This is a genomic window from Pseudomonas sp. MDV22-iso1 (assembly GCF_058145095.1).
This window is the reverse complement of the sequence record NZ_JBYVMF010000037.1, coordinates 1-17,183: the sequence shown is the minus strand read 5'-3', so window position 1 is coordinate 17,183 and position 17,183 is coordinate 1. Positions and strand designations below refer to the sequence as shown.

The 17,183-nt window shown below is 56.4% G+C and carries 16 protein-coding genes and 1 pseudogene; 9 read left to right on the top strand and 8 right to left on the bottom strand.

What is annotated here, in order from left to right; all coding sequences use genetic code 11:
• Window positions 1-166: 166 nt before the first annotated feature.
• On the bottom strand, window positions 167-766 hold the full coding sequence (locus AC3ZVB_RS27160) for an MliC family protein (RefSeq protein ID WP_490148267.1): 600 nt from the start codon (window positions 764-766) through the stop codon (window positions 167-169).
• A gap of 118 nt (window positions 767-884) precedes the next feature.
• The gene (locus tag AC3ZVB_RS27155; protein WP_490148266.1) at window positions 885-1,484 is read right to left on the bottom strand and encodes a SagB/ThcOx family dehydrogenase; all 600 of its coding nucleotides are present in this window, start codon (window positions 1,482-1,484) and stop codon (window positions 885-887) included.
• 194 nt (window positions 1,485-1,678) lie between these two features.
• On the opposite strand from AC3ZVB_RS27155, the gene AC3ZVB_RS27150 reads away from it, so the two are divergent.
• Window positions 1,679-1,879 carry a hypothetical protein gene (locus AC3ZVB_RS27150; protein ID WP_490148265.1) on the top strand — a complete coding sequence of 67 codons (201 nt, stop codon included), beginning with the start codon at window positions 1,679-1,681 and terminating at the stop codon, window positions 1,877-1,879.
• Window positions 1,880-2,030: 151 nt separating this feature from the next.
• Here the strand turns inward: AC3ZVB_RS27150 and AC3ZVB_RS27145 are convergent, their stop codons facing one another.
• Complete coding sequence (locus AC3ZVB_RS27145; RefSeq protein WP_490148264.1) at window positions 2,031-2,996, bottom strand: RHS repeat-associated core domain-containing protein; 966 nt, start codon at window positions 2,994-2,996, stop codon at window positions 2,031-2,033.
• A 254-nt stretch (window positions 2,997-3,250) separates the two neighbouring features.
• Here AC3ZVB_RS27145 and AC3ZVB_RS27140 point away from each other — a divergent pair, with 254 nt between their 5' ends.
• Window positions 3,251-3,646: a GFA family protein gene (locus AC3ZVB_RS27140; RefSeq protein WP_490148263.1), complete on the top strand. Its 396-nt coding sequence runs from the start codon at window positions 3,251-3,253 to the stop codon at window positions 3,644-3,646.
• Between the two features lie 28 nt (window positions 3,647-3,674).
• Here AC3ZVB_RS27140 and AC3ZVB_RS27135 read toward each other — a convergent pair whose 3' ends face one another.
• The gene (locus AC3ZVB_RS27135) at window positions 3,675-4,496 is read right to left on the bottom strand and encodes a LysR substrate-binding domain-containing protein (protein ID WP_490148284.1); all 822 of its coding nucleotides are present in this window, start codon (window positions 4,494-4,496) and stop codon (window positions 3,675-3,677) included.
• A 220-nt stretch (window positions 4,497-4,716) separates the two neighbouring features.
• Between AC3ZVB_RS27135 and AC3ZVB_RS27130 the strand changes: the two genes are divergently transcribed.
• Both AC3ZVB_RS27130 and AC3ZVB_RS27125 read left to right on the top strand, forming a co-directional pair.
• Window positions 4,717-4,965, top strand: a complete 249-nt coding sequence (locus tag AC3ZVB_RS27130; protein WP_490148262.1) for an FAD-dependent oxidoreductase — start codon at window positions 4,717-4,719, stop codon at window positions 4,963-4,965.
• A 407-nt stretch (window positions 4,966-5,372) separates the two neighbouring features.
• Window positions 5,373-6,698, top strand: coding sequence for an OprD family porin (locus AC3ZVB_RS27125; RefSeq protein ID WP_490148261.1), 1,326 nt, complete (start codon window positions 5,373-5,375; stop codon window positions 6,696-6,698).
• A gap of 227 nt (window positions 6,699-6,925) precedes the next feature.
• Here the strand turns inward: AC3ZVB_RS27125 and AC3ZVB_RS27120 are convergent, their stop codons facing one another.
• Genes AC3ZVB_RS27120 through AC3ZVB_RS27110 form a run of 3 tightly spaced genes read right to left on the bottom strand, consistent with a single transcriptional unit; the run spans window position 6,926 to window position 10,786 of the window.
• A complete protein-coding gene (locus tag AC3ZVB_RS27120; RefSeq protein WP_490148260.1) occupies window positions 6,926-7,948 on the bottom strand; it encodes a putative 2-aminoethylphosphonate ABC transporter substrate-binding protein in 1,023 nt (340 codons plus the stop codon).
• A 43-nt stretch (window positions 7,949-7,991) separates the two neighbouring features.
• Window positions 7,992-9,704, bottom strand: a complete 1,713-nt coding sequence (locus tag AC3ZVB_RS27115) for a putative 2-aminoethylphosphonate ABC transporter permease subunit (RefSeq protein ID WP_490148259.1) — start codon at window positions 9,702-9,704, stop codon at window positions 7,992-7,994.
• A complete protein-coding gene (locus tag AC3ZVB_RS27110; protein ID WP_490148258.1) occupies window positions 9,701-10,786 on the bottom strand; it encodes a putative 2-aminoethylphosphonate ABC transporter ATP-binding protein in 1,086 nt (361 codons plus the stop codon). Before AC3ZVB_RS27110 ends, AC3ZVB_RS27115 begins: the two co-directional genes overlap by 4 nt.
• Window positions 10,787-11,282: 496 nt before the next feature.
• On the opposite strand from AC3ZVB_RS27110, the gene AC3ZVB_RS27105 reads away from it, so the two are divergent.
• Complete coding sequence (locus AC3ZVB_RS27105) at window positions 11,283-12,119, top strand: EamA family transporter (RefSeq protein WP_490148257.1); 837 nt, start codon at window positions 11,283-11,285, stop codon at window positions 12,117-12,119.
• Here the strand turns inward: AC3ZVB_RS27105 and AC3ZVB_RS27100 are convergent.
• On the bottom strand, window positions 12,116-12,973 hold the full coding sequence (locus AC3ZVB_RS27100) for a LysR substrate-binding domain-containing protein (RefSeq protein ID WP_490148256.1): 858 nt from the start codon (window positions 12,971-12,973) through the stop codon (window positions 12,116-12,118). The two genes, AC3ZVB_RS27105 and AC3ZVB_RS27100, sit on opposite strands and share 4 nt — an antisense overlap.
• A 311-nt stretch (window positions 12,974-13,284) precedes the next feature.
• Here AC3ZVB_RS27100 and AC3ZVB_RS27095 point away from each other — a divergent pair, with 311 nt between their 5' ends.
• The 4 genes and pseudogenes from AC3ZVB_RS27095 to AC3ZVB_RS27080 all read left to right on the top strand — a co-directional run.
• Entirely contained in the window at window positions 13,285-14,451 is a 1,167-nt protein-coding gene (locus AC3ZVB_RS27095; protein ID WP_490148255.1) for a 2-aminoethylphosphonate--pyruvate transaminase, read from the top strand.
• Window positions 14,452-14,728: 277 nt separating this feature from the next.
• Window positions 14,729-16,072 carry an MFS transporter gene (locus AC3ZVB_RS27090; RefSeq protein ID WP_490148254.1) on the top strand — a complete coding sequence of 448 codons (1,344 nt, stop codon included), beginning with the start codon at window positions 14,729-14,731 and terminating at the stop codon, window positions 16,070-16,072.
• Between the two features lie 39 nt (window positions 16,073-16,111).
• Window positions 16,112-16,939, top strand: coding sequence for a phosphonoacetaldehyde hydrolase (gene phnX / locus AC3ZVB_RS27085; RefSeq protein ID WP_490148253.1), 828 nt, complete (start codon window positions 16,112-16,114; stop codon window positions 16,937-16,939).
• Window positions 16,940-17,014: 75 nt separating this feature from the next.
• Window positions 17,015-17,183, top strand: a pseudogene (locus AC3ZVB_RS27080) (aldehyde dehydrogenase family protein); the annotation flags it as partial.

Sequence of the window (17,183 nt, the reverse complement as noted above, 5' to 3'; positions counted from 1 at the left end):
AATGGTGCATGGATTGTCGGGTGTGCGCTTACCCGGGTTGCCGGGATTGATCGGCGACGCCAGTTGCTCCCTGTACCTGTTCCACCCTTATGTGTTGAAGGTCTTCAATAAGGTATTCCATGTTGCGAGTAAGTCAGTTGCCTCTGAACAAACCCTGCCAGGCGCCTCAAACGTTCTTCTTGCAAGTCATCTCTTTGGCGCCATACCCCCAAGTCACCCGAGCTTCCCCCTGATGCTCCCAGAAACTTTCGTTCTGACCGGTGTAGTGCACGCCGCTGCCCGATTGCACCGCGACCATCAGTGAGCGCTGGCCTTTGTAGGTGGCAATAAGCGAAGAGGGCTCGGTCTGATAGAAGGTGGCGCTGATTGTGCCGTCACCGCTGCAGTCGAAAGTGATCGGGCCTTTGCCGGCAACCAGTCCGTAACCGGCTTGTATCTCGACGATGCGCTGACTGTAGCTGTCGCGAACGCAGGCCTGCTTATCATCGGACTTCCAGCATTCATCACGCCCCTTGATCCACCCGCGCTGCTCGGCCTTGAGTGTCTTGGCGCCATTGCCAGCCTTTTTCAGCGCGGCGTCATACGCGGCTGCCAGGTTTCGGTCCTGCGCTGCAAGGTCGGGGTTTTTGCAGATCAGGTCTTCCACCGAACTGGCCATTTTCTCGCTGCACTTGAACGATGGCCCTTCCTGAGCCGTAGCAAGTGATGCGACCAGCAACGCCGATACGCCCACGCCGACCAGCAAAACGCGATTCAAAAAACTCATAAACAACAACTCCTGAATTGTCCCTGAGACGAGACCCTCGGAAATCATACCAAGGGTTCGCGCAATTCCCTCCGACGGTGATCTCATCCCCACGCGTTCAATGTCGAACTTAACCGTTCTACTTCAGTGCATGCCCAGCGCAAAAAAGAGCGACCGGAAAAAAGGCCGGTTCAAGACCCAGGGCTTCCTTCATTCTGACATCATCAAAACCCATCACCACGACACCGCCCAGACCCGCTGCGGTCACCGCCAAATACATATTCTGGGCAACGGCTCCAGCCTCGAAATCAACGTACCGCTCACCCCTCAGGCCATCGGCTTGTTGATCAGCGAAATGATCGATCGCGAGCGCTCGTTCAGCGACGATAGCAATGACGACGGGAGCCACTTCCAACCATTTTTCATCGCCTAAGGCCGCTGAGTTCAGCACGCCATTTTCGATCAGCTCCGCAATGCGCGAAAGCGTTCCCGCGTGGGAGTCGTAGGTGTAGACCCCGGGTGCAATCCCTGCCACGTTGCGCACCACCACTTTCAACACCAGTGGGTGCAGGGCGTGTGCCGAGGGAGCAGTGCGCCCTCCGTCTTTGGAAGTGCATCCCTGTCCAGCGTGGAGAAGTGTTTTCAGAACGGTCAGGCTCAAAGGCTCTGTACTGAAGGACCTGACACTTCGCCTGGCGGCCAGCAGGTTATTGAGCAGCATTGTGTTTTGCGTATCCATCGACGTTCATCCCTGTGAGTGTGTGCTGACAGTAGCAGGTGCACGAACGCCAATCAGGAACGGTTCGGTTCTGTTCGGCCGCTTGGGGAATAATGGGCGAGGTGTCCATCTGGATAGCGTATCGTTAGGCCCGTCGCACTAGGCGACAGTCAGTTTTCGCGTGACAAAACAATTGGATTAAACAAGGAATTTTGATGAATCGTATTTTTGGATTGGTTTTATGTGCACTGGTACTGCCAATGAGCGGCTGTGTACAAGGGACTTACACCAAGTCTATTCAGGTTACCAAGGACGAGACTGGTCGCATTGTGCAGACCATCGAGACTGAGAGCGTTACGCAAGTCGGGCAGGGCAACGCTATGCGGTTGGAGAAAATTAAAGGTGTGCAAAATTAAATAGTCGGGAAACCGTTGACCCTTCGATAGGCAGGAAAAGACGTTGAGTGAGGACTCTGCTTTTTTTATGCCAAGCGTCATCGTGGCTGCCAGTGATTGTTCGGCTCTCCAGCGGGCTGATACCGTTACTGGCACTCCCGCAATTGGGAAGTCAGACCTCAGTGCGGATCAAGCGAGCATCATTTTGTATAGCGCCCGGAGCTAGAATTATTTTCCATTCGTCCACAGCCGCGTAGTTAAAAATAGGGTGTAAAGCGGACCTGCTCGCGGCAGGCTGCGATTGGCTTGGCATAAGTTTCACCTGCCACTCACCAGCAGACGCGTAGTTATGAATAGGGGCTAAGGCAGTCCTGCGCTGGGAGATAGCGGCCTTAGTCGGGCCCAAAGTTTTAGGTGCAAGCGTGCTCGTTTTTTTACGAGAGCTTGCCTGCCTAAGAGGAGGGGGGGGCGCCGGGGCGTTTGTTTGCGGCGCTGTTGAAGATCTAGGCGCCGAGGTTCTGTTGGGCGCTGTTTTGATTTTTTTTACTCCGCCCAGGCTTGTTTTAACCCGAGACAAAGCGCCTGAAACGTCTGATTGATTAAAGATTCTGCGCAAAAATAGGAAAAGCTTTGCCTTGCCTGTCGGATCTGCGTAATTGATTGGATCGTTCTCGCAATAGGCATAGGCATTAAGACCTCCTTTTTCGAAAGGACTTAGATTATCCGGACTATTGAATCGCATCAGCACAGGGTTGTATGCCCGATACCCCTGTCCCAGTAAATAATGGCCGGTCACGGAGTCAGGGCGTTCGCCGTTAAATCCCAGCAAGCTGAAGAGTCCGCTGTTCGCTAGGCGATGACCAAAAGGACAGTAGAGTTGGTGACGGATAAGACCAAGTTTGATGCTGTGTATTACCGTGTTATTCCCATCAATGGCCAGCAAAGTGGCTTCGTCTCCGGGTTCTAATTCGGCCAGCGGCATGACCCCGTGTTCTAAAAAACAAATTTTTCTGTTGCCCTGAATCTCGGTCGCGATGCGGTTGCCAATGTAAAAGCGTTGAATTGAGTGAGCTCTCACCAAACGATCCAACGGGTCGTATTGGTAGCGGTTTAGAAAGGTCTCAGGTAATGCAGTCATGTAACGGCTCCGGGAATAGAAATCACAGGTCAGCATCTGCCTATTGTTCAGTACTGCCTAGCTAGCAGATCTGATAGGTATTTGAGGAGAAAGGGATCACCGGCCGCGTACTCAGGCGCACCGCTGAGACATCAGGCAGAAGCTGGATTTCACGCCAGGTGTGTCCAGCGTCAGTAATCAATGTCCAGTCGAACTGGCCTCGCGATTCCACCTATGACCATAATCGTCCCACTGTATGGACATCGGAGGATGAAATGAAAGGAAGCTGCGCGTGTGGGGCTGTTGGCTATGAAGTCGACAGCATTGATATGCCCATCAGCCATTGTCACTGCCACACCTGCCGCAAGACCCATGCGGCTGCGTATGTCACCACGGCCGGCGTGCTGAGAGAGCATTTCAGATGGACGCGAGGGCTGGACGCGTTGAGGGCTTTCGAGTCATCTCCCGGAAAGATTCGGCACTTCTGCGGCCACTGCGGATCGCACCTTGCGGCTGAACGCAACGGCGCTGCCGCAATGATTGTGCGCGTAGCGACGTTAGACGATGAGCCGGGCGCCAGGCCCGAGTATCACATCTGGACGGAGCAGGACGTCGCGTGGCTGGAGGGGGAAGGTCTGCCTAAACACCGTCAATGGCAGCCTGATCGATAAGCTATCGGATGCTTGTTCAACGGCCCGCTCAAACCTCCCCGGAAACAGCCATTTGACACGCGGATCCGCTATCGCCCACTTCCTGTTCGAGCCATTCAAGAAATTCGCAAAACCCGCTCGAACGCTTCACCCGCTTTGGATAGACCAGCGTGTAGCGTCCGCCCGTCACGATGCTGCCGGCATGCACGCGTATCAGTTGCCCGGTGAGCAACTCATCGCGTGTCAGCACCGCGTCGACCAGCGCGATGCCCTGGCCACATTTCACCGCAACGATCGCCGATTCCAGCGTATCGAAGGTCAGGTGAGCGTTATCGGGGCCGGTTGAATCGGGGTAGTACTCGTCCCAGCGACGCCAGTCCAGGCGATCCATGCTCGCGTCCACGAGACGCGCGGTCTTGAGCACCTCTTCCGGTGTCGAACCGGCGAGCAGTGCCGGCGAGCACACCGGGATCAAGGCTTCCTCCCACAACTCCAGCGCTTCGAAGTCGGGCCAGGTGGCGGTGCCGTACGCGATCATTGCGTCGATGGATTCAAACGCAAAGTCGGGGAAGCGGTGATACACCGTGTCGACACTGACGGTCACCTGCGGATGCTCGCGATAAAACGCGGTCAGCCGTGGAATCAGCCAGCGTGCCGCCATGGTCGAGTGCGCGCGCAGGCTGACGCTTCGTCCCACCGTGGCGAGCATCTGCGACGCATCCGACAGCAGGCCGATGACTTGTTCCGCCACCGGAACCAGTGATTGACCTTCAGGGGTGAGCACGATTTTGCGTGTGTGCCGCTCGAACAGACGACTGTCCAGACGCGCCTCCAACTGCGCAACCTGCCGGCTCACCGCGCTCTGGCTCAGGTTGAGCTACTCGCCTGCCTTGCCGAAATTGCCGGTTTTCGCGACGGTCAGGAAGGCCTGCAAAAGCTCGATGGATGGCAGTTGGCGGCTCATGTTTCTATGCGCTCCTCGCATGGGATTAATGCAGATACATCACTGTTATTTCGGCGGGACGGCGCACATTCTTAGCCGAAACCACGACGCGGCGCTACGCGTCATTCTCCACCGGACGGTTGCCCTTATGAACACTCCAGCAGCGGCCTTCAATACCGTGTCAGCGACCCAGGACGACCGCCTGCCTCGTGAAGTCGACGTGGCGATCATCGGCGGCGGCCTGATGGGGTGTGCCTGCGCGTACTACCTGAGCAAGGCGGGCGCCAAGGTGCTGTTGATCGATAAAAGCCCACATCGTCTGAACAACGACCGCTTCGCGTTCGAACGCAGCCTTCGGCAGCTGCTACACAGAGCCCGCGCCTTACGCTCCCTGTAGCAGCTGGCGCAGCCTGCGTTGGGGCGCGAAGCGGCCCTCGATTTTCAAGCGGACACCATAACGTCCGGACAGCGACCACTTCGCAGTCGGACGCAGCCTTCGGCAGCTGCTACACGAAACCCGCGCCTCCCGGCCACGCACCTCTGTTTATGATGAAAATCTGCCCGGCAGTTTTTCAAAAACACTCCCGCTCCATGCCTCTGTGCGACAAGCCTTATCCCTCTACGAAAATTAGTTTCACCTCATTTGAATATCGCTCCTCGAAATGTTTTATGAGTTTCGCAACCTGCTCGGCATGACCCATCAGCCCTCTCGGTATCCCGATATTCATCCTCATTCATCGGGCGCGTGAAAGTGCGGGCTGCTGTGCCGTGGGCCTCAATAAAAACAATACTCAGGAGCACCGTATGTTCAACCGAGCCGTCCCCGCCGTTCTCTTACTGGCAACCAGTTCGATGTGCGCTCAGGCAGCCGACACCGCCACGCACGGTTTTCTGGAAGACAGCAAAGCCACACTGTCGATGCGTACCCTGTACTTCAACAGCGACAATCGCGATGGCAGCGCAGACCCGTCGAAAACCGAAGAAGCGGCACAGGGTTTTGTACTGCGCTATGAGTCAGGGTTTACCCAAGGGGCAGTAGGGTTCGGGCTCGATGCACAGGCGTTGCTCGGGATTACGCTGGACAGTGGCGGCGGACGCCACGTCGGTAGCGGAATGATTCCGAGCGACGGCGAGGGTGCGGCCGCCTCGTGGAGCAGTTTCGGGCCGACGGCGAAAATGCGTGTGGCGAAAACAGAATTTCGCTACGGCACGTTGCTACCCAAATTGCCGATCCTGCTGTCCAACGATGCCAGGGTGTTGCCGCAGTCGTTCACCGGTGCGCAGATCACCTCCAACGACATCGACGGGTTGACCCTGACCAGCGGAGTGCTTGAACACGCAGTCGGCCGCGCCTCGACAGATCGCACGGGCCTGTCGGTTGCCGGCAGCACGCGGGACAGCAACACGTTCTACTACGCCGGAGGCGACTACAACGTCACCCGAGACCTCAAGGCGCAGTATTACTTTGCGCAGCTGGAGGACTTCTATGACCAGCATTTCCTGGGCCTGACTCACGTTCTGCCCATCGACAGCCAAAGCGCACTGACCACCGACCTGCGCTATTTCCGCACCACCTCAAGCGGTGCGAACAGTTCGGCGACGGGCCGCGCGCAGGGCTATCGCGCATCGGGTTACACCGACAATGACAACGGCGAAATCGATAACAGCACCTGGGCTGCAATGGTCACCTACACGAACGGCGGCCACGCGGTGACGGTGGGGCATCAACAAGTGAGTGACGGCAGTAATTTTGTCCAGCTCAACCAGGGAAGCCTGACGGACAAAGGGGCGGGCGGCGGCAGCGTCTACCTGCCCACTGACCGGATGATCCAGAACTTTGCCCGTGCGGGTGAGAAGACCGATTTCGGCCAGTACACCTATGACTTCGCGCCGTTGGGCGTACCGGGTTTGAAAGCATCGATCGCGTACTTGAAGGGCACCGACATCAAAGCCCGCAACGCGAGTGATCAGTCTGAGTGGGAGCGGGATATGACGCTGGATTACGTACTTCAATCCGGTGCGCTGAAAGGGGTTGGATTCTCGGTGCGAAACGGCAAATCGAACACCGACGCCGGCCGTGACGTGGAACAGAATCGCTTTATCGTGAATTACACGCTGTCGCTGTTGTAGCCGCTGGATAGAACCCGTAGGAGCTGTCGAGTGAAACGAGGCCGCGATCTTTTGATCTGCTCTCGATCTTCCTGCCCCATCATTGCCCTGAGCCTCTCCGTCAATCCGAAGCTAACTCCAGCAGTGCGCATAGGCTTGCCACGGTTCTCTTCTGGAAGCGGGCTCGAGCTGCCAGCTTCCAGGAGATCGGCGCAGCTCGCAGCAGCCCGTGCAGTGCCTGTTTGATGTCAGTTTTTTACTTCGGTTTTACCGTCGTAACGTGCTCGCCATTTCTCCAGCACGGCGGCCCGCTGGCTACCAGCCTGGTCAAAGTCGACGGTGATCAATCGGTCGTAATAGGCGTCCGGCATTTCCGCTAATTTGCTATTGAATTCCGGACGGGCCAATGCGGCTGCATTGGGTTGGTACAGCAGGAACGCTTGTTCGCTGACCGCAAAATCCTCCAGTTTTTTTGCCGCTTCAAGTTTTTTACTGCCCTTCATCAGCGCCACCGCGTTGATGTCCAGCCCCAGGCCTTCGGTCGGTAGCACGATGTCCAGAGGCGCGCCCTGGCGTTTGAGCGTGACAGCCCGGTAGTCAAGGGAAATGCCAATCGGGTATTCGCCCATCGCTGCCTGAGTGCAGGGCTTGGAGCCGGAGTGGGTGTATTGCCCGATATTGGCGTGGAGCTTGTCCATGAAGGCCCAGGCCTGGTCTTCGCCCATGATTTGTACCCAGGCGTTGACGGCTGAATAGCCCGTGCCTGATGAGGCAGGGTTGGGCATGACGATTTTGCCTTTGTAGATCGGCTTGGTCAGGTCTTCCCAACGGGTGGGAATCGGCAGGTTCTGTTTTTTGGCCTCGACCGAGTTCACGCAGACGGCGGTCGCCTCCACGCCATTGCCGACCCACTGCGGTGGGTTTTGCTTGTCACGAAAGCGTGGATCTACTTTCTCCACATCCTTGGGTGCATACGCTTGGAGCATGCCTTCCTTGCCCAGCAACGCCACACTTGATGCGTACAACCCCCAAATGGCATCTGCTCGTGGGTTGGCTTTTTCAGCGAGCAACTTGGCAGTGATGATCCCCGTCGAATCCCTTACCCATTTGATCTGGATATCAGGATTCTCGGCTTCAAAGGCTTTTTTGTATCCAGCGAGCTGTTCGTTTTCCATGGCCGTGTACACGGTCAGCTCCGTGGTAGAGAAAGCCGTGTTGGCAATGCCGACACCAAGAATGACGGCTGCGAGGGTATTCCAGGATTTGATCATGGTAGGTCTCTTTCAGGGGGAAGGTGACTGCAGGAATTCGGGTTCAAGCGTGCCCGGTTCGCCAGTGCTGGGTGTGCCTGAGCAGACCGCGCGAGAGCATGTAAAGCACCAGTGACGCAAGGGCCGAGGTCAGGAGGATCAGCGTTGACAAGGCAGCAGCGCCGCCGATGTTGCCCGCGTCGTCCAGATTGAGTACGGCAACTGCCGCCAGAATAGTGTCGGGGCTGTAGAGGAAAATCAGCGCCGATACCGATGTCATCGAAGAGACGAAAAGGTAGCGAAACACCTCAAGCAATGCGGGCAAACAGATGGGCAGCGTCACTCGCCAATAGGTGGTGAGCAGTGGCACTTTCAGAGACAGCGAAGCGGATTCAATTTCTTCGTTCAGCTGTCGCAAGGCGGTCGTGGCGGTCATTTGCGCCGGCGTCAGGAATCGCATCACGCAGCACACAACCATCAACGCGATGCCACCGTACAGGCCGTTTAGCGGGTTGGCAGGATGGTTGAAGAAAAATACATACCCCAGGCCCATGACCAGACCAGGCACCGCCATTGGCAACATGCACAGCAATCGCAGAAGGTTATCAAGCCAGCCGCTGCGGGTTTTTTCCATCAGGTAAGCACAGGTGAAAATTATCGGGGTGCCAATCGCGGCGGTCAGGCTCGCCAACAACAGGCTGTTACGGTAGGCCAGCCAGCCGACATCTCCGTTGGATTCGAAGTCGTAATGACGCAGTGAGACCGTCAAGTCGTACGGCCAGAAGTTGATCAGGGAGGCCCCGACCGCAACTACCACCAGACTCAAGAGCGCCAGGCCTATCACGCCAGCGACCAACAACAGAACGGTGTCACGGGACCGATTGGTCGGCGTTACATAAGCGGCGGCCTGGCTGCTTACCTGGCTGCCGCGCAATCTGCGCATCCATGCATCAACGGCAAAGCTGATAAGGGCGGGAACCAACAAGATGCTTCCAATCAGCGCGCCTTCAGAAAATTTTTGCTGGCCCACCACCGACTTGTACGCCTCCATTGCCAGCACTTGGTAGTCGCCGCCGATTACAACCGGAATGCCAAAGTTGGTGATAGTTTGCGTGAACACCAGGCAACTGGCGGTAAACACTGCGTAGCGGGTGCCGGGCCACGTAACATTGAGGAAGGTTTTCCAATGGTTCGCGCCCATGCTGATCGACGCGTCGTACAGGCGTGCATCGGCCAGGCCCAAAGCAGAGATGAGGATCATCAAGGCCATCGGGAAGTTGTAGAACGCTTGCCCCAGCACGATGCCGGAATAACCGTAAATGCCGTCCGGGAACCAGGATTTCAGTAGCCCCTGGTTGCCGAACAAGTAGATCAGTGCGATTGCCGACAGCATTGACGGCGCCATCAGCGGCAGCAGCGACAGGCTTCGAAGCAACGCTTTGCCGGGTATACGACTGCGTTGCAGGGCATAGGCGAATACGTACGCAGCGGGCACTACCAACGCAACGGTGCTGAGGGAGACCTTGACGCTGTTGCCCAGCAACCACAAAAAGCGTGAGCTCGAGAGCAGTTGCCAGACACCGGCAAGACCGTTTTGCACATCGACGACTTTACCCAGCATCGTCATCAACGGCAGGGCGAGCCCCACGATTAGAAACAACACCATCAACAGCTTTGCGCCGCGGGTAAATACAAGGTCGCTCAGGGCCGCCTCAGGCGACCGCGTCAAAGGTTCTGGCGGCGAAGGCGCTGGTTGAGGGAAATGCAAACTGGTCATCGCACCACTCCTGGAAAGGCCCGCAAGCAATGGGACGGAAACGTCAGCCATACCCGTTCGGCATCGATAGGTGCGACGTTCAGGTCAGCACTGATCTCCGCAACAAGTGGCTGCCCGCGGAGCTGATCCAGCTCAACCGTTAGTCGGTAGCGATTGCCCAGAAACAGTTTTTCGACGACCTGTGCGGCCATGCTGTTGGAGCCTTGTGGGTGGTTGTCGATGCGCAACGCTTCCGGTCTGCAAAAAAGCCGGCCCGGTCCACCCATAGTGACTTTATCAAGGTTCAGAGAGACAGCACCCAGGTGGGCCTGGCCATTACTCAGGCTCTGATAGTCGAGCCAGTTGGCATGGCCAATGAAGTTGGCGACAAAGGGTGTGGTGGGCGATCGGTATATGTTTTCCGGGGTATCGAATTGCTCGATGCGGCCCTGATTCATCACCGCGATACGGTCCGCCATGACCATCGCTTCGTCCTGGTCATGTGTGACCATAATGGTCGTGATGCCGAGCTTGCGTTGTAGGGAGCGCAGTTCATAACGCAGATGTTCGCGAACTTTTGCATCCAGTGCGGACATCGGTTCATCAAGTAGCAACAGCGATGGAGAGGGCGCCAAAGCACGTGCCAGGCCGACGCGTTGCTGTTGTCCCCCTGACAATTGTCCTGGGTACTTGCTGGCCATTGCGCTCAGGCCGACCAGCTCAAGCATTTCCTGAACGCGTTCGCGTACTTGGGAGTGCAGGAGCCTTCGAGTGCTAAGGCCGTAGCCAATGTTCTGCGCAATGGTGAGGTTGGGAAACAGCGCGTAAGACTGGAATAAAATCCCGTAGTCACGCTCCTGAGGATGAGCGCGAGAGATGTCTTTTGGGCCAATCATCAAACGGCCGATGTCTTGTTTTTCCAGGCCGGCAATGATCCGTAGCAGCGTGGTTTTTCCACATCCTGAAGGCCCGAGCAAGCACACAAGCTCGCCTGCCTTGACCTCGAGCGAGACATCATCGAGCACGCTGAGTTTGCCGAATGATTTACCGATGCCTTGAACCGAAAGCGGCACGGTAGACAGTTGGGCGATGGTAGAAGCCATGGTGAATCCCTATGCAATGCCAGCCACCAAAACCAATGGTGGTACCGATGAAAAACAACGGTAATGAGCGAATGACTGGCAGATAGGAAGTTGGCGAATGCCGGCAATCTGGTGTTGCCGTACGGGTGATAGCTCGCTTGGATTTGATGTAACACGCCCAAAAATGACCCGCAAATATAAAACTGAAAAATACAGCCATATAGTGAATTCAGCGCTCACCCGTTAGAACGAGATTTTCTTTAATGGCGTTTAAAAACAATGAGATAAGAAGCATTTATGAGGGTTGGAAACGTTGAATTTCACTGCGCAAAAAAGCCTATGAGTCCATAGGGCTTTTGCGCCCAAATGACCCGGAACCGGACCGGGCAGCTCGATTTAAAATGGAGCGCGTTGAACTGGATGCATAAGTTCCACTGATACCATGACACCCTATAACCGATTGGATTGATGGGTTTGTGGTTGGCATGCTGGCGGCTTCCTCAGAGTGAGCGACCCCATGTCCGACGCTAATCTGGCCACACTGCTGGTACTGATTTCTGCCTTCATGCACGCCAGTTGGAACGCCGTCGTAAAGTCCAGTAGCGATCGACTCTCATCGATGGCAATGGTCGACGGTGTCGCTTTTGTAGTCGCGTTGATCGCCGTGCCTTTTGTCGAGGTGCCTGAGCTGCCGGTATGGGGGCTGATCGGGATGTCGGTTGCCGTTAATCTGTTCTATCGATACTTCCTGATCAGGGCCTACCATTTTGGGGATTTCGGCCAGGTGTACCCGTTGGTTCGTGGCCTGCCACCTTTGCTGGTTGTGGTGTTCGCGACTGTCTGGCTAGGGGAGACGCTGTCACCGATGGGCCTGCTGGGCGTGGTCATTTTGTCCCTTGGCGTCCTTAGCCTGCTACGCGTAACCGAACAATGGCAGGCGCCGCGCAATGCCTTGGCGGCCGGCGTGTGCGTGGCGTTGTATACCGTAATCGATGCGCAAGGTGTGCGAAGTGGCCAGGGAGTGCTCTCGTACCTGGTGTATTTCACCTTGGTGCTGAGCGTGCCGATCCCGTTTTTTGCGGTGCGGCGTCGGCGCCGAGTGCTGTTCGAGCATCTGCAGCAACATTGGCGAATATCGGTGTTTGGTGGGCTGACTTACTGTGCAGCGTATGCGCTGGTGCTGTGGGCAATGACGCTGGAAAACGTGGCGAAAATCGCCGCGCTGCGTGAGAGCAGTGTCATCATCGGCGCGGTGATTGCCACGCTCCTGTTCAAAGAGCCATTCGGTCGCCGTCGTTTGATTGCTGCCGTCGCCGTGACATTGGGCATTGTGCTGATCAAGTTCGCCGCTTAACCGAAGCGTTTTTGCGCCACTTTCAGGAAATCGTCAATCAGCCGAGCAGCGCGTCGCTCTTTCAGGCAGTAGAGGAACTCGTCGAGCAGGGCGGCTTGATGAATCGTCACGATCCGTAATTCCTGACTGTCAGGCACCTCGTGGCGAGCAATAATACTCACCCCGATGTTACGCAACACCGCCTCCCGGATAGCCTCCCGACTGCCAATCTCAATGACGTTCTCAAGCTTGAGCTGTGCTTGTGCAAGCATGTCTTCAGTGAGTTGCCTGGTGTGCGAGCCCTGTTCCCGCACAAGCACACAATGGTGTTCGATCGCGCTCAAGGCGATGCGGCTGTGGTTCGCCAACGGGTGGCTTCGATGAGCGACCAGTACCAGCGGATCTTGTCCCAATGGCAGACAAAACAGTCGAGGGTCAGTCAATTGCTGAGAGGACGTCACCAGATCGACCCGGTATTCATCCAGCGCATTAATCATCTGCTGCGAGTTACCCAACTCCAGACTGACTTGCACTTCATGCTCTTCGCGAAACGCTTTTACCAAATCCAGGATGTAGTAGGGCGCGGTGGCACCAATGCGAAGTTTTCCGGCTTTGCTGCTGGCGTTGTTCAAAAAGAATTCGATGTTCAAGCCGTGGGAGATCATCGGCTTGACCAGTGGCAATAACCGGATACCGGTTTCGCTTAGCGTCAGACGCCTGCCGCCCCGATAAAACAGCTCCACCGCAAACTGATTTTCCAGTTGACGAATCTGGTTGGTCACCGTGGGTTGGCTCAGGCCCAGCTTCTTTGCGGCGAGCGTGACGCTGCCCAATTGGGCCACCATGTAGAAAGCTTTCAGTTCCGATTCAAGCATTATTCGCGCTCTGGCCTTAAGTCGACCCGGTCATTCAAGCCAGGAAGTCGGCGGGTATCTTAAGGCCTGAATTCGAATTGTGCCTATGACAAATCTCTGGGGCCATGCGTGGTTCGACGTCGACGATGACATCTTCGGGCGAGCCGTACAAATCGGTAAATCTTCTGTCAGCATCGGTAAAACCAATAACGTTTGTATATAAGTTCAGCTTGTTAGTGAAATACGATAAATCGATTTTTATTATTTATCGGGCACTGCTTTGATAGCCCCATGCATCACTCCTAACAACAACAAAACCGCCGGAGAAGATCATGACCAAAGCCGAATTTCCAGTTGCCCAGCCACTCGCAACACCTGCCCTGGGTGAGCCTTACTTGCTGACACCAGGCCCGCTGACCACCTCCAAAGCAACCAAAGAAGCCATGCTTCGCGATTGGGGTTCATGGGACGGTGCTTTTAACCAGGTCACCGCAGAAGTTCGCCAGAACCTGCTTGATATGGCAGGGGTGCAGGGCGACAGTTTTGCTTGCGTGCCGCTGCAGGGCAGCGGCAGCTACTCGGTAGAGGCGTCACTGGCCACCGCCATCCCGCGTGATGGCAAAGCGTTGGTGCTGATGAATGGTGCTTATGGCCAGCGCGCTACCAAAACGCTGGACTACCTTGGCAGGGCATACATCACTTTAGATAAGGGTGACTACCTGCCGCCGCAGCCCGATGAAGTGGACGCTCTGCTCAACGAAAACCCGGATGTGACCCACGTTTTTCTGGTCCACTGCGAAACCAGTTCCGGCATCCTCAATCCGCTGCGTGAAATTGCCGATGTAGTAAAGAAGCACGGCAAAAGCCTGATTATCGACGCCATGAGCACCTTCGGCGCTGTGCCGGTTACCGCCAAAGACATTGCCTTTGATGTGCTGGTGTCCTCCGCCAACAAGTGCATCGAAGGTATTCCTGGTTTTGGCTTCGTCATTATCCGTCGCTCGGTATTGGAGTCTGCCAAGGGTCGAGCCAACTCGCTGTCCCTGGACCTCTACGAGCAGTGGGTCTACATGGAGCGCACCGGTCAGTGGCGCTTCACTCCGCCAACTCATAGTGTGGTGGCCTTCCATAAAGCCCTTGAACAGCATGCGCTCGAAGGCGGTGTGCATGGACGTCTGGCGCGCTATACACGCAACCGTGATGTACTCGTGAGCGGCATGCGCGAACTCGGATTCCGCACCCTGCTGGAGGACTGCTGGCTGTCGCCGATCATCACGACATTCTTCTGTCCCGAGCACCCGAACTTCCAGTTCATGCGCTTCTATGAAGAGCTCAAGACCCGTCAATTCATCATCTATCCGGGCAAGTTGACTCAGGCTGAAAGCTTCCGCATCGGTTGCATCGGTCAGATCGACGAATACATCGTCAACCAACTGCTACGCGCCATTGCCGACAGCCTCCTGGCAATGGGCGTCGACATGCCAAAACCTGCAAGCTGATCGACCCCTTTCAAGATCCCTGTCGATTCGAGCATCGGTGCAATGGGTAGCACCTTTGGGCAGGGGTCTTTTTCAACCATGGATTCGGTGACTCATCGCTCGGCAACGCCGGGCCCGAGTCAGCGATCGCTGCAATTTAGGACTTGAAGCCTGACGCCATCCTCATGGCCATCTCATCGATGGTGTGCGCGTGCGCGGGCTTGGGCACCAAAAACAAAAACAAAAACAAAAACCAATTAATTGCGCTGTCTGGCACCTCATACGGGATCAGAACACCATGAACAAAAACACCACAGGCCCGCTCGCAAGTGGCTGGAAATCACTCCACCGTTGGCGCGTGCAGGTTTTCCTCATTACCTGGTTGGCCTATGCCGCCTTCTACTTCACCCGTAAAGCGTTCTCCGTCGCCAAACTCGGTATTGGCGAGGACCCAAACTTTATGCTCGAAAAGGCCATGATGGCCAACCTCGACGCCCTATACCTGGCTGCCTATGCCGTAGGCCAGTTTATGTGGGGCAATTTCGCTGACCGCTTTGGACCGCGGATCGTGGTCCTTAGTGGCCTGGTCGTATCGGCTGTGGCGGCCCTGCTGATGGGCACTTACGCCACCTTACCGATTTTCGTTTCCTGCATGCTGGTGCAAGGCCTTGCTCAGTCCACCGGTTGGTCGGGCCTGTGTAAGAACCTTGGCAGTTTCTTCAGCACGGGCGAACGTGGTCGCGTAATGGGTTACTGGTGCACCTGCTACGCCTTCGGCGGTCTGATAGCAACGCCATTTGCCGGTTGGTGGGCCTATGACTCGTACCACGACTGGCGCCTGGCGTTTATCAGCAGCGCTGTCGTGGTGCTGGTAGTAGCGGTGTTGTTCTTCTTCCTGCAACGCAACCGGCCGGAGGACGTCGGTCTGCCTCCCGTCGAAATCGAGCTCGAGCCTGCAAACGACGTCATTGTTCCACGCGAAAGCATGTGGGCGGGCCTGCGTAACGTCATGAAAAATCGAACCGTGCTGGTTCTGGGCCTTGCCTATTTCATGCTTAAGCCCGCGCGCTACGCAATTCTCTTGTGGGGCCCGGTCATCATCTACGAACGCATGCCTGCAATCGGCAAAGTGGCTTCCGCGATCGTACCTACCGCGTTCGAACTGGCGGGCCTGTTAGGCCCCATCCTTATCGGTATCGCTTCAGACAAGTACTTCGGCGCTCGTCGTATGCCGGCCTGTGTCCTTAGCCTGGTGGTGCTCACCCTCTGCTTGGGGTTGTTTGTACCGGCGATGCAGAGCGGCAGTCTCTACATGGTGGTCGGCCTGCTGTTCATGATGGGTCTGACACTCTATGGGCCGGACTCAATGATCAGCGGCTCGGCAGCCATTGATTTCGGTAGCAAGGACGGAGCGGCCTCATCCGCAGGATTCGTCAACGGCTGCGGTTCGATAGGCGCAATCCTCGGAGGCCTGCTGCCAGGTTACTTCGACACCATCACCGTGTTTCTGGTCTTCACCGGCGCCGCACTTTTGGCCAGCCTGATGTTGGTTCCGTTTTGGAACAGCCGTCCGAAAACTGTGGAAAAGCAACAGTCAGTCTCTACGCCCGTACAGCCGGTCATCGTCGGCACAAACCCCTGAACCTGTCGTCACCTCATACACTTTGCTGGAGCGATCATCATGAATTACAAACAACCCGATCAACTGCAAGCCGTGGTTCTGGACTGGGCGGGCACCGTTGTTGATTTCGGTTCCTTCGCCCCGACGCAGATCTTTGTCGAAGCCTTCGCCGAGTTCGGCGTTGCGGTCTCCCTGGCAGAAGCCCGCGGTCCGATGGGCATGGGCAAGTGGGACCACATCCGCACGCTGTGCAATGAGCCACAAATCGCCACGCGTTATCAGGCCGCCTTTGGGCGCCTGCCGACTGATGACGATGTCACCGCCCTTTATGAGCGTTTCATGCCCTTGCAGATCGAAAAGATTGCCCTGCACTCAGCGCTGATTCCGGGTGCACTGAATACGATCAATGCCTTGCGCGACAAGGGTCTGAAAATCGGTTCGTGCTCCGGCTATCCGGCGGTGGTCATGGAGAAAGTCATCGAGCTGGCGCGGAAAAACGGCTACGTCGCCGACCACGTTGTAGCAACTGACGAAGTACCTAATGGACGTCCGCACCCGGCGCAGGCCCTGGCCAACGTGATCGCCTTGGGCATCAGCGATGTCGCCGCTTGCGTCAAGGTCGACGACACCTGGCCGGGCATTCTTGAAGGCCGCAGCGCCGGCATGTGGACGGTGGCATTGACCTGCTCCGGTAACGCACTGGGCCTGACCTATGCAGAGTTCCGGGACCTGCCTTCGGACAGGTTGGCCGAAGAGCGGGCGCGCATCATCAAGATGTTTGAAAACTCTCGCCCGCACTACCTGATTGACACCATCGTCGATTTGCCTGACGTCATTGAAGACATCAATGCCCGTCTGGCCCGTGGGGAAACTCCTCAGGGAGCCTGATCCTGCAAGGCTTGTACAACTGACAGTGGCCGCCCCGCAGGCGGCCACAACCCAAAACAACAAGAGAACACCACCATGAAATACGCCCACCCAGGCACTCCCGGTGCCATCGCTTCCTTCAAGTCCCGTTACGGTAACTACATCGGCGGCGAGTTCGTCGCGCCTGTCAAAGGTCAGTACTTCACCAATACTTCGCCAGTGAATGGCCAACCCATTGCCGAATTCCCACGCTCCACGGCCGAAG

Bases quoted from the DNA above. Each gene is read 5' to 3' on its own strand.
- AC3ZVB_RS27145 (WP_490148264.1), bottom strand. From the start codon at position 2,996: ATGACTGCATTACCTGAGACCTTTCTAAACCGCTACCAATACGACCCG.
- AC3ZVB_RS27130 (WP_490148262.1), top strand. From the start codon at position 4,717: ATGAACACTCCAGCAGCGGCCTTCAATACCGTGTCAGCGACCCAGGAC.
- AC3ZVB_RS27095 (WP_490148255.1), top strand. From the start codon at position 13,285: ATGACCAAAGCCGAATTTCCAGTTGCCCAGCCACTCGCAACACCTGCC.
- AC3ZVB_RS27090 (WP_490148254.1), top strand. From the start codon at position 14,729: ATGAACAAAAACACCACAGGCCCGCTCGCAAGTGGCTGGAAATCACTC.
- AC3ZVB_RS27155 (WP_490148266.1), bottom strand. From the start codon at position 1,484: ATGGATACGCAAAACACAATGCTGCTCAATAACCTGCTGGCCGCCAGG.
- AC3ZVB_RS27100 (WP_490148256.1), bottom strand. From the start codon at position 12,973: ATGCTTGAATCGGAACTGAAAGCTTTCTACATGGTGGCCCAATTGGGC.
- AC3ZVB_RS27120 (WP_490148260.1), bottom strand. From the start codon at position 7,948: ATGATCAAATCCTGGAATACCCTCGCAGCCGTCATTCTTGGTGTCGGC.
- AC3ZVB_RS27160 (WP_490148267.1), bottom strand. From the start codon at position 766: ATGAGTTTTTTGAATCGCGTTTTGCTGGTCGGCGTGGGCGTATCGGCG.
- AC3ZVB_RS27125 (WP_490148261.1), top strand. From the start codon at position 5,373: ATGTTCAACCGAGCCGTCCCCGCCGTTCTCTTACTGGCAACCAGTTCG.
- AC3ZVB_RS27150 (WP_490148265.1), top strand. From the start codon at position 1,679: ATGAATCGTATTTTTGGATTGGTTTTATGTGCACTGGTACTGCCAATG.
- phnX (WP_490148253.1), top strand. From the start codon at position 16,112: ATGAATTACAAACAACCCGATCAACTGCAAGCCGTGGTTCTGGACTGG.
- AC3ZVB_RS27105 (WP_490148257.1), top strand. From the start codon at position 11,283: ATGTCCGACGCTAATCTGGCCACACTGCTGGTACTGATTTCTGCCTTC.
- AC3ZVB_RS27110 (WP_490148258.1), bottom strand. From the start codon at position 10,786: ATGGCTTCTACCATCGCCCAACTGTCTACCGTGCCGCTTTCGGTTCAA.
- AC3ZVB_RS27140 (WP_490148263.1), top strand. From the start codon at position 3,251: ATGAAAGGAAGCTGCGCGTGTGGGGCTGTTGGCTATGAAGTCGACAGC.
- AC3ZVB_RS27115 (WP_490148259.1), bottom strand. From the start codon at position 9,704: ATGACCAGTTTGCATTTCCCTCAACCAGCGCCTTCGCCGCCAGAACCT.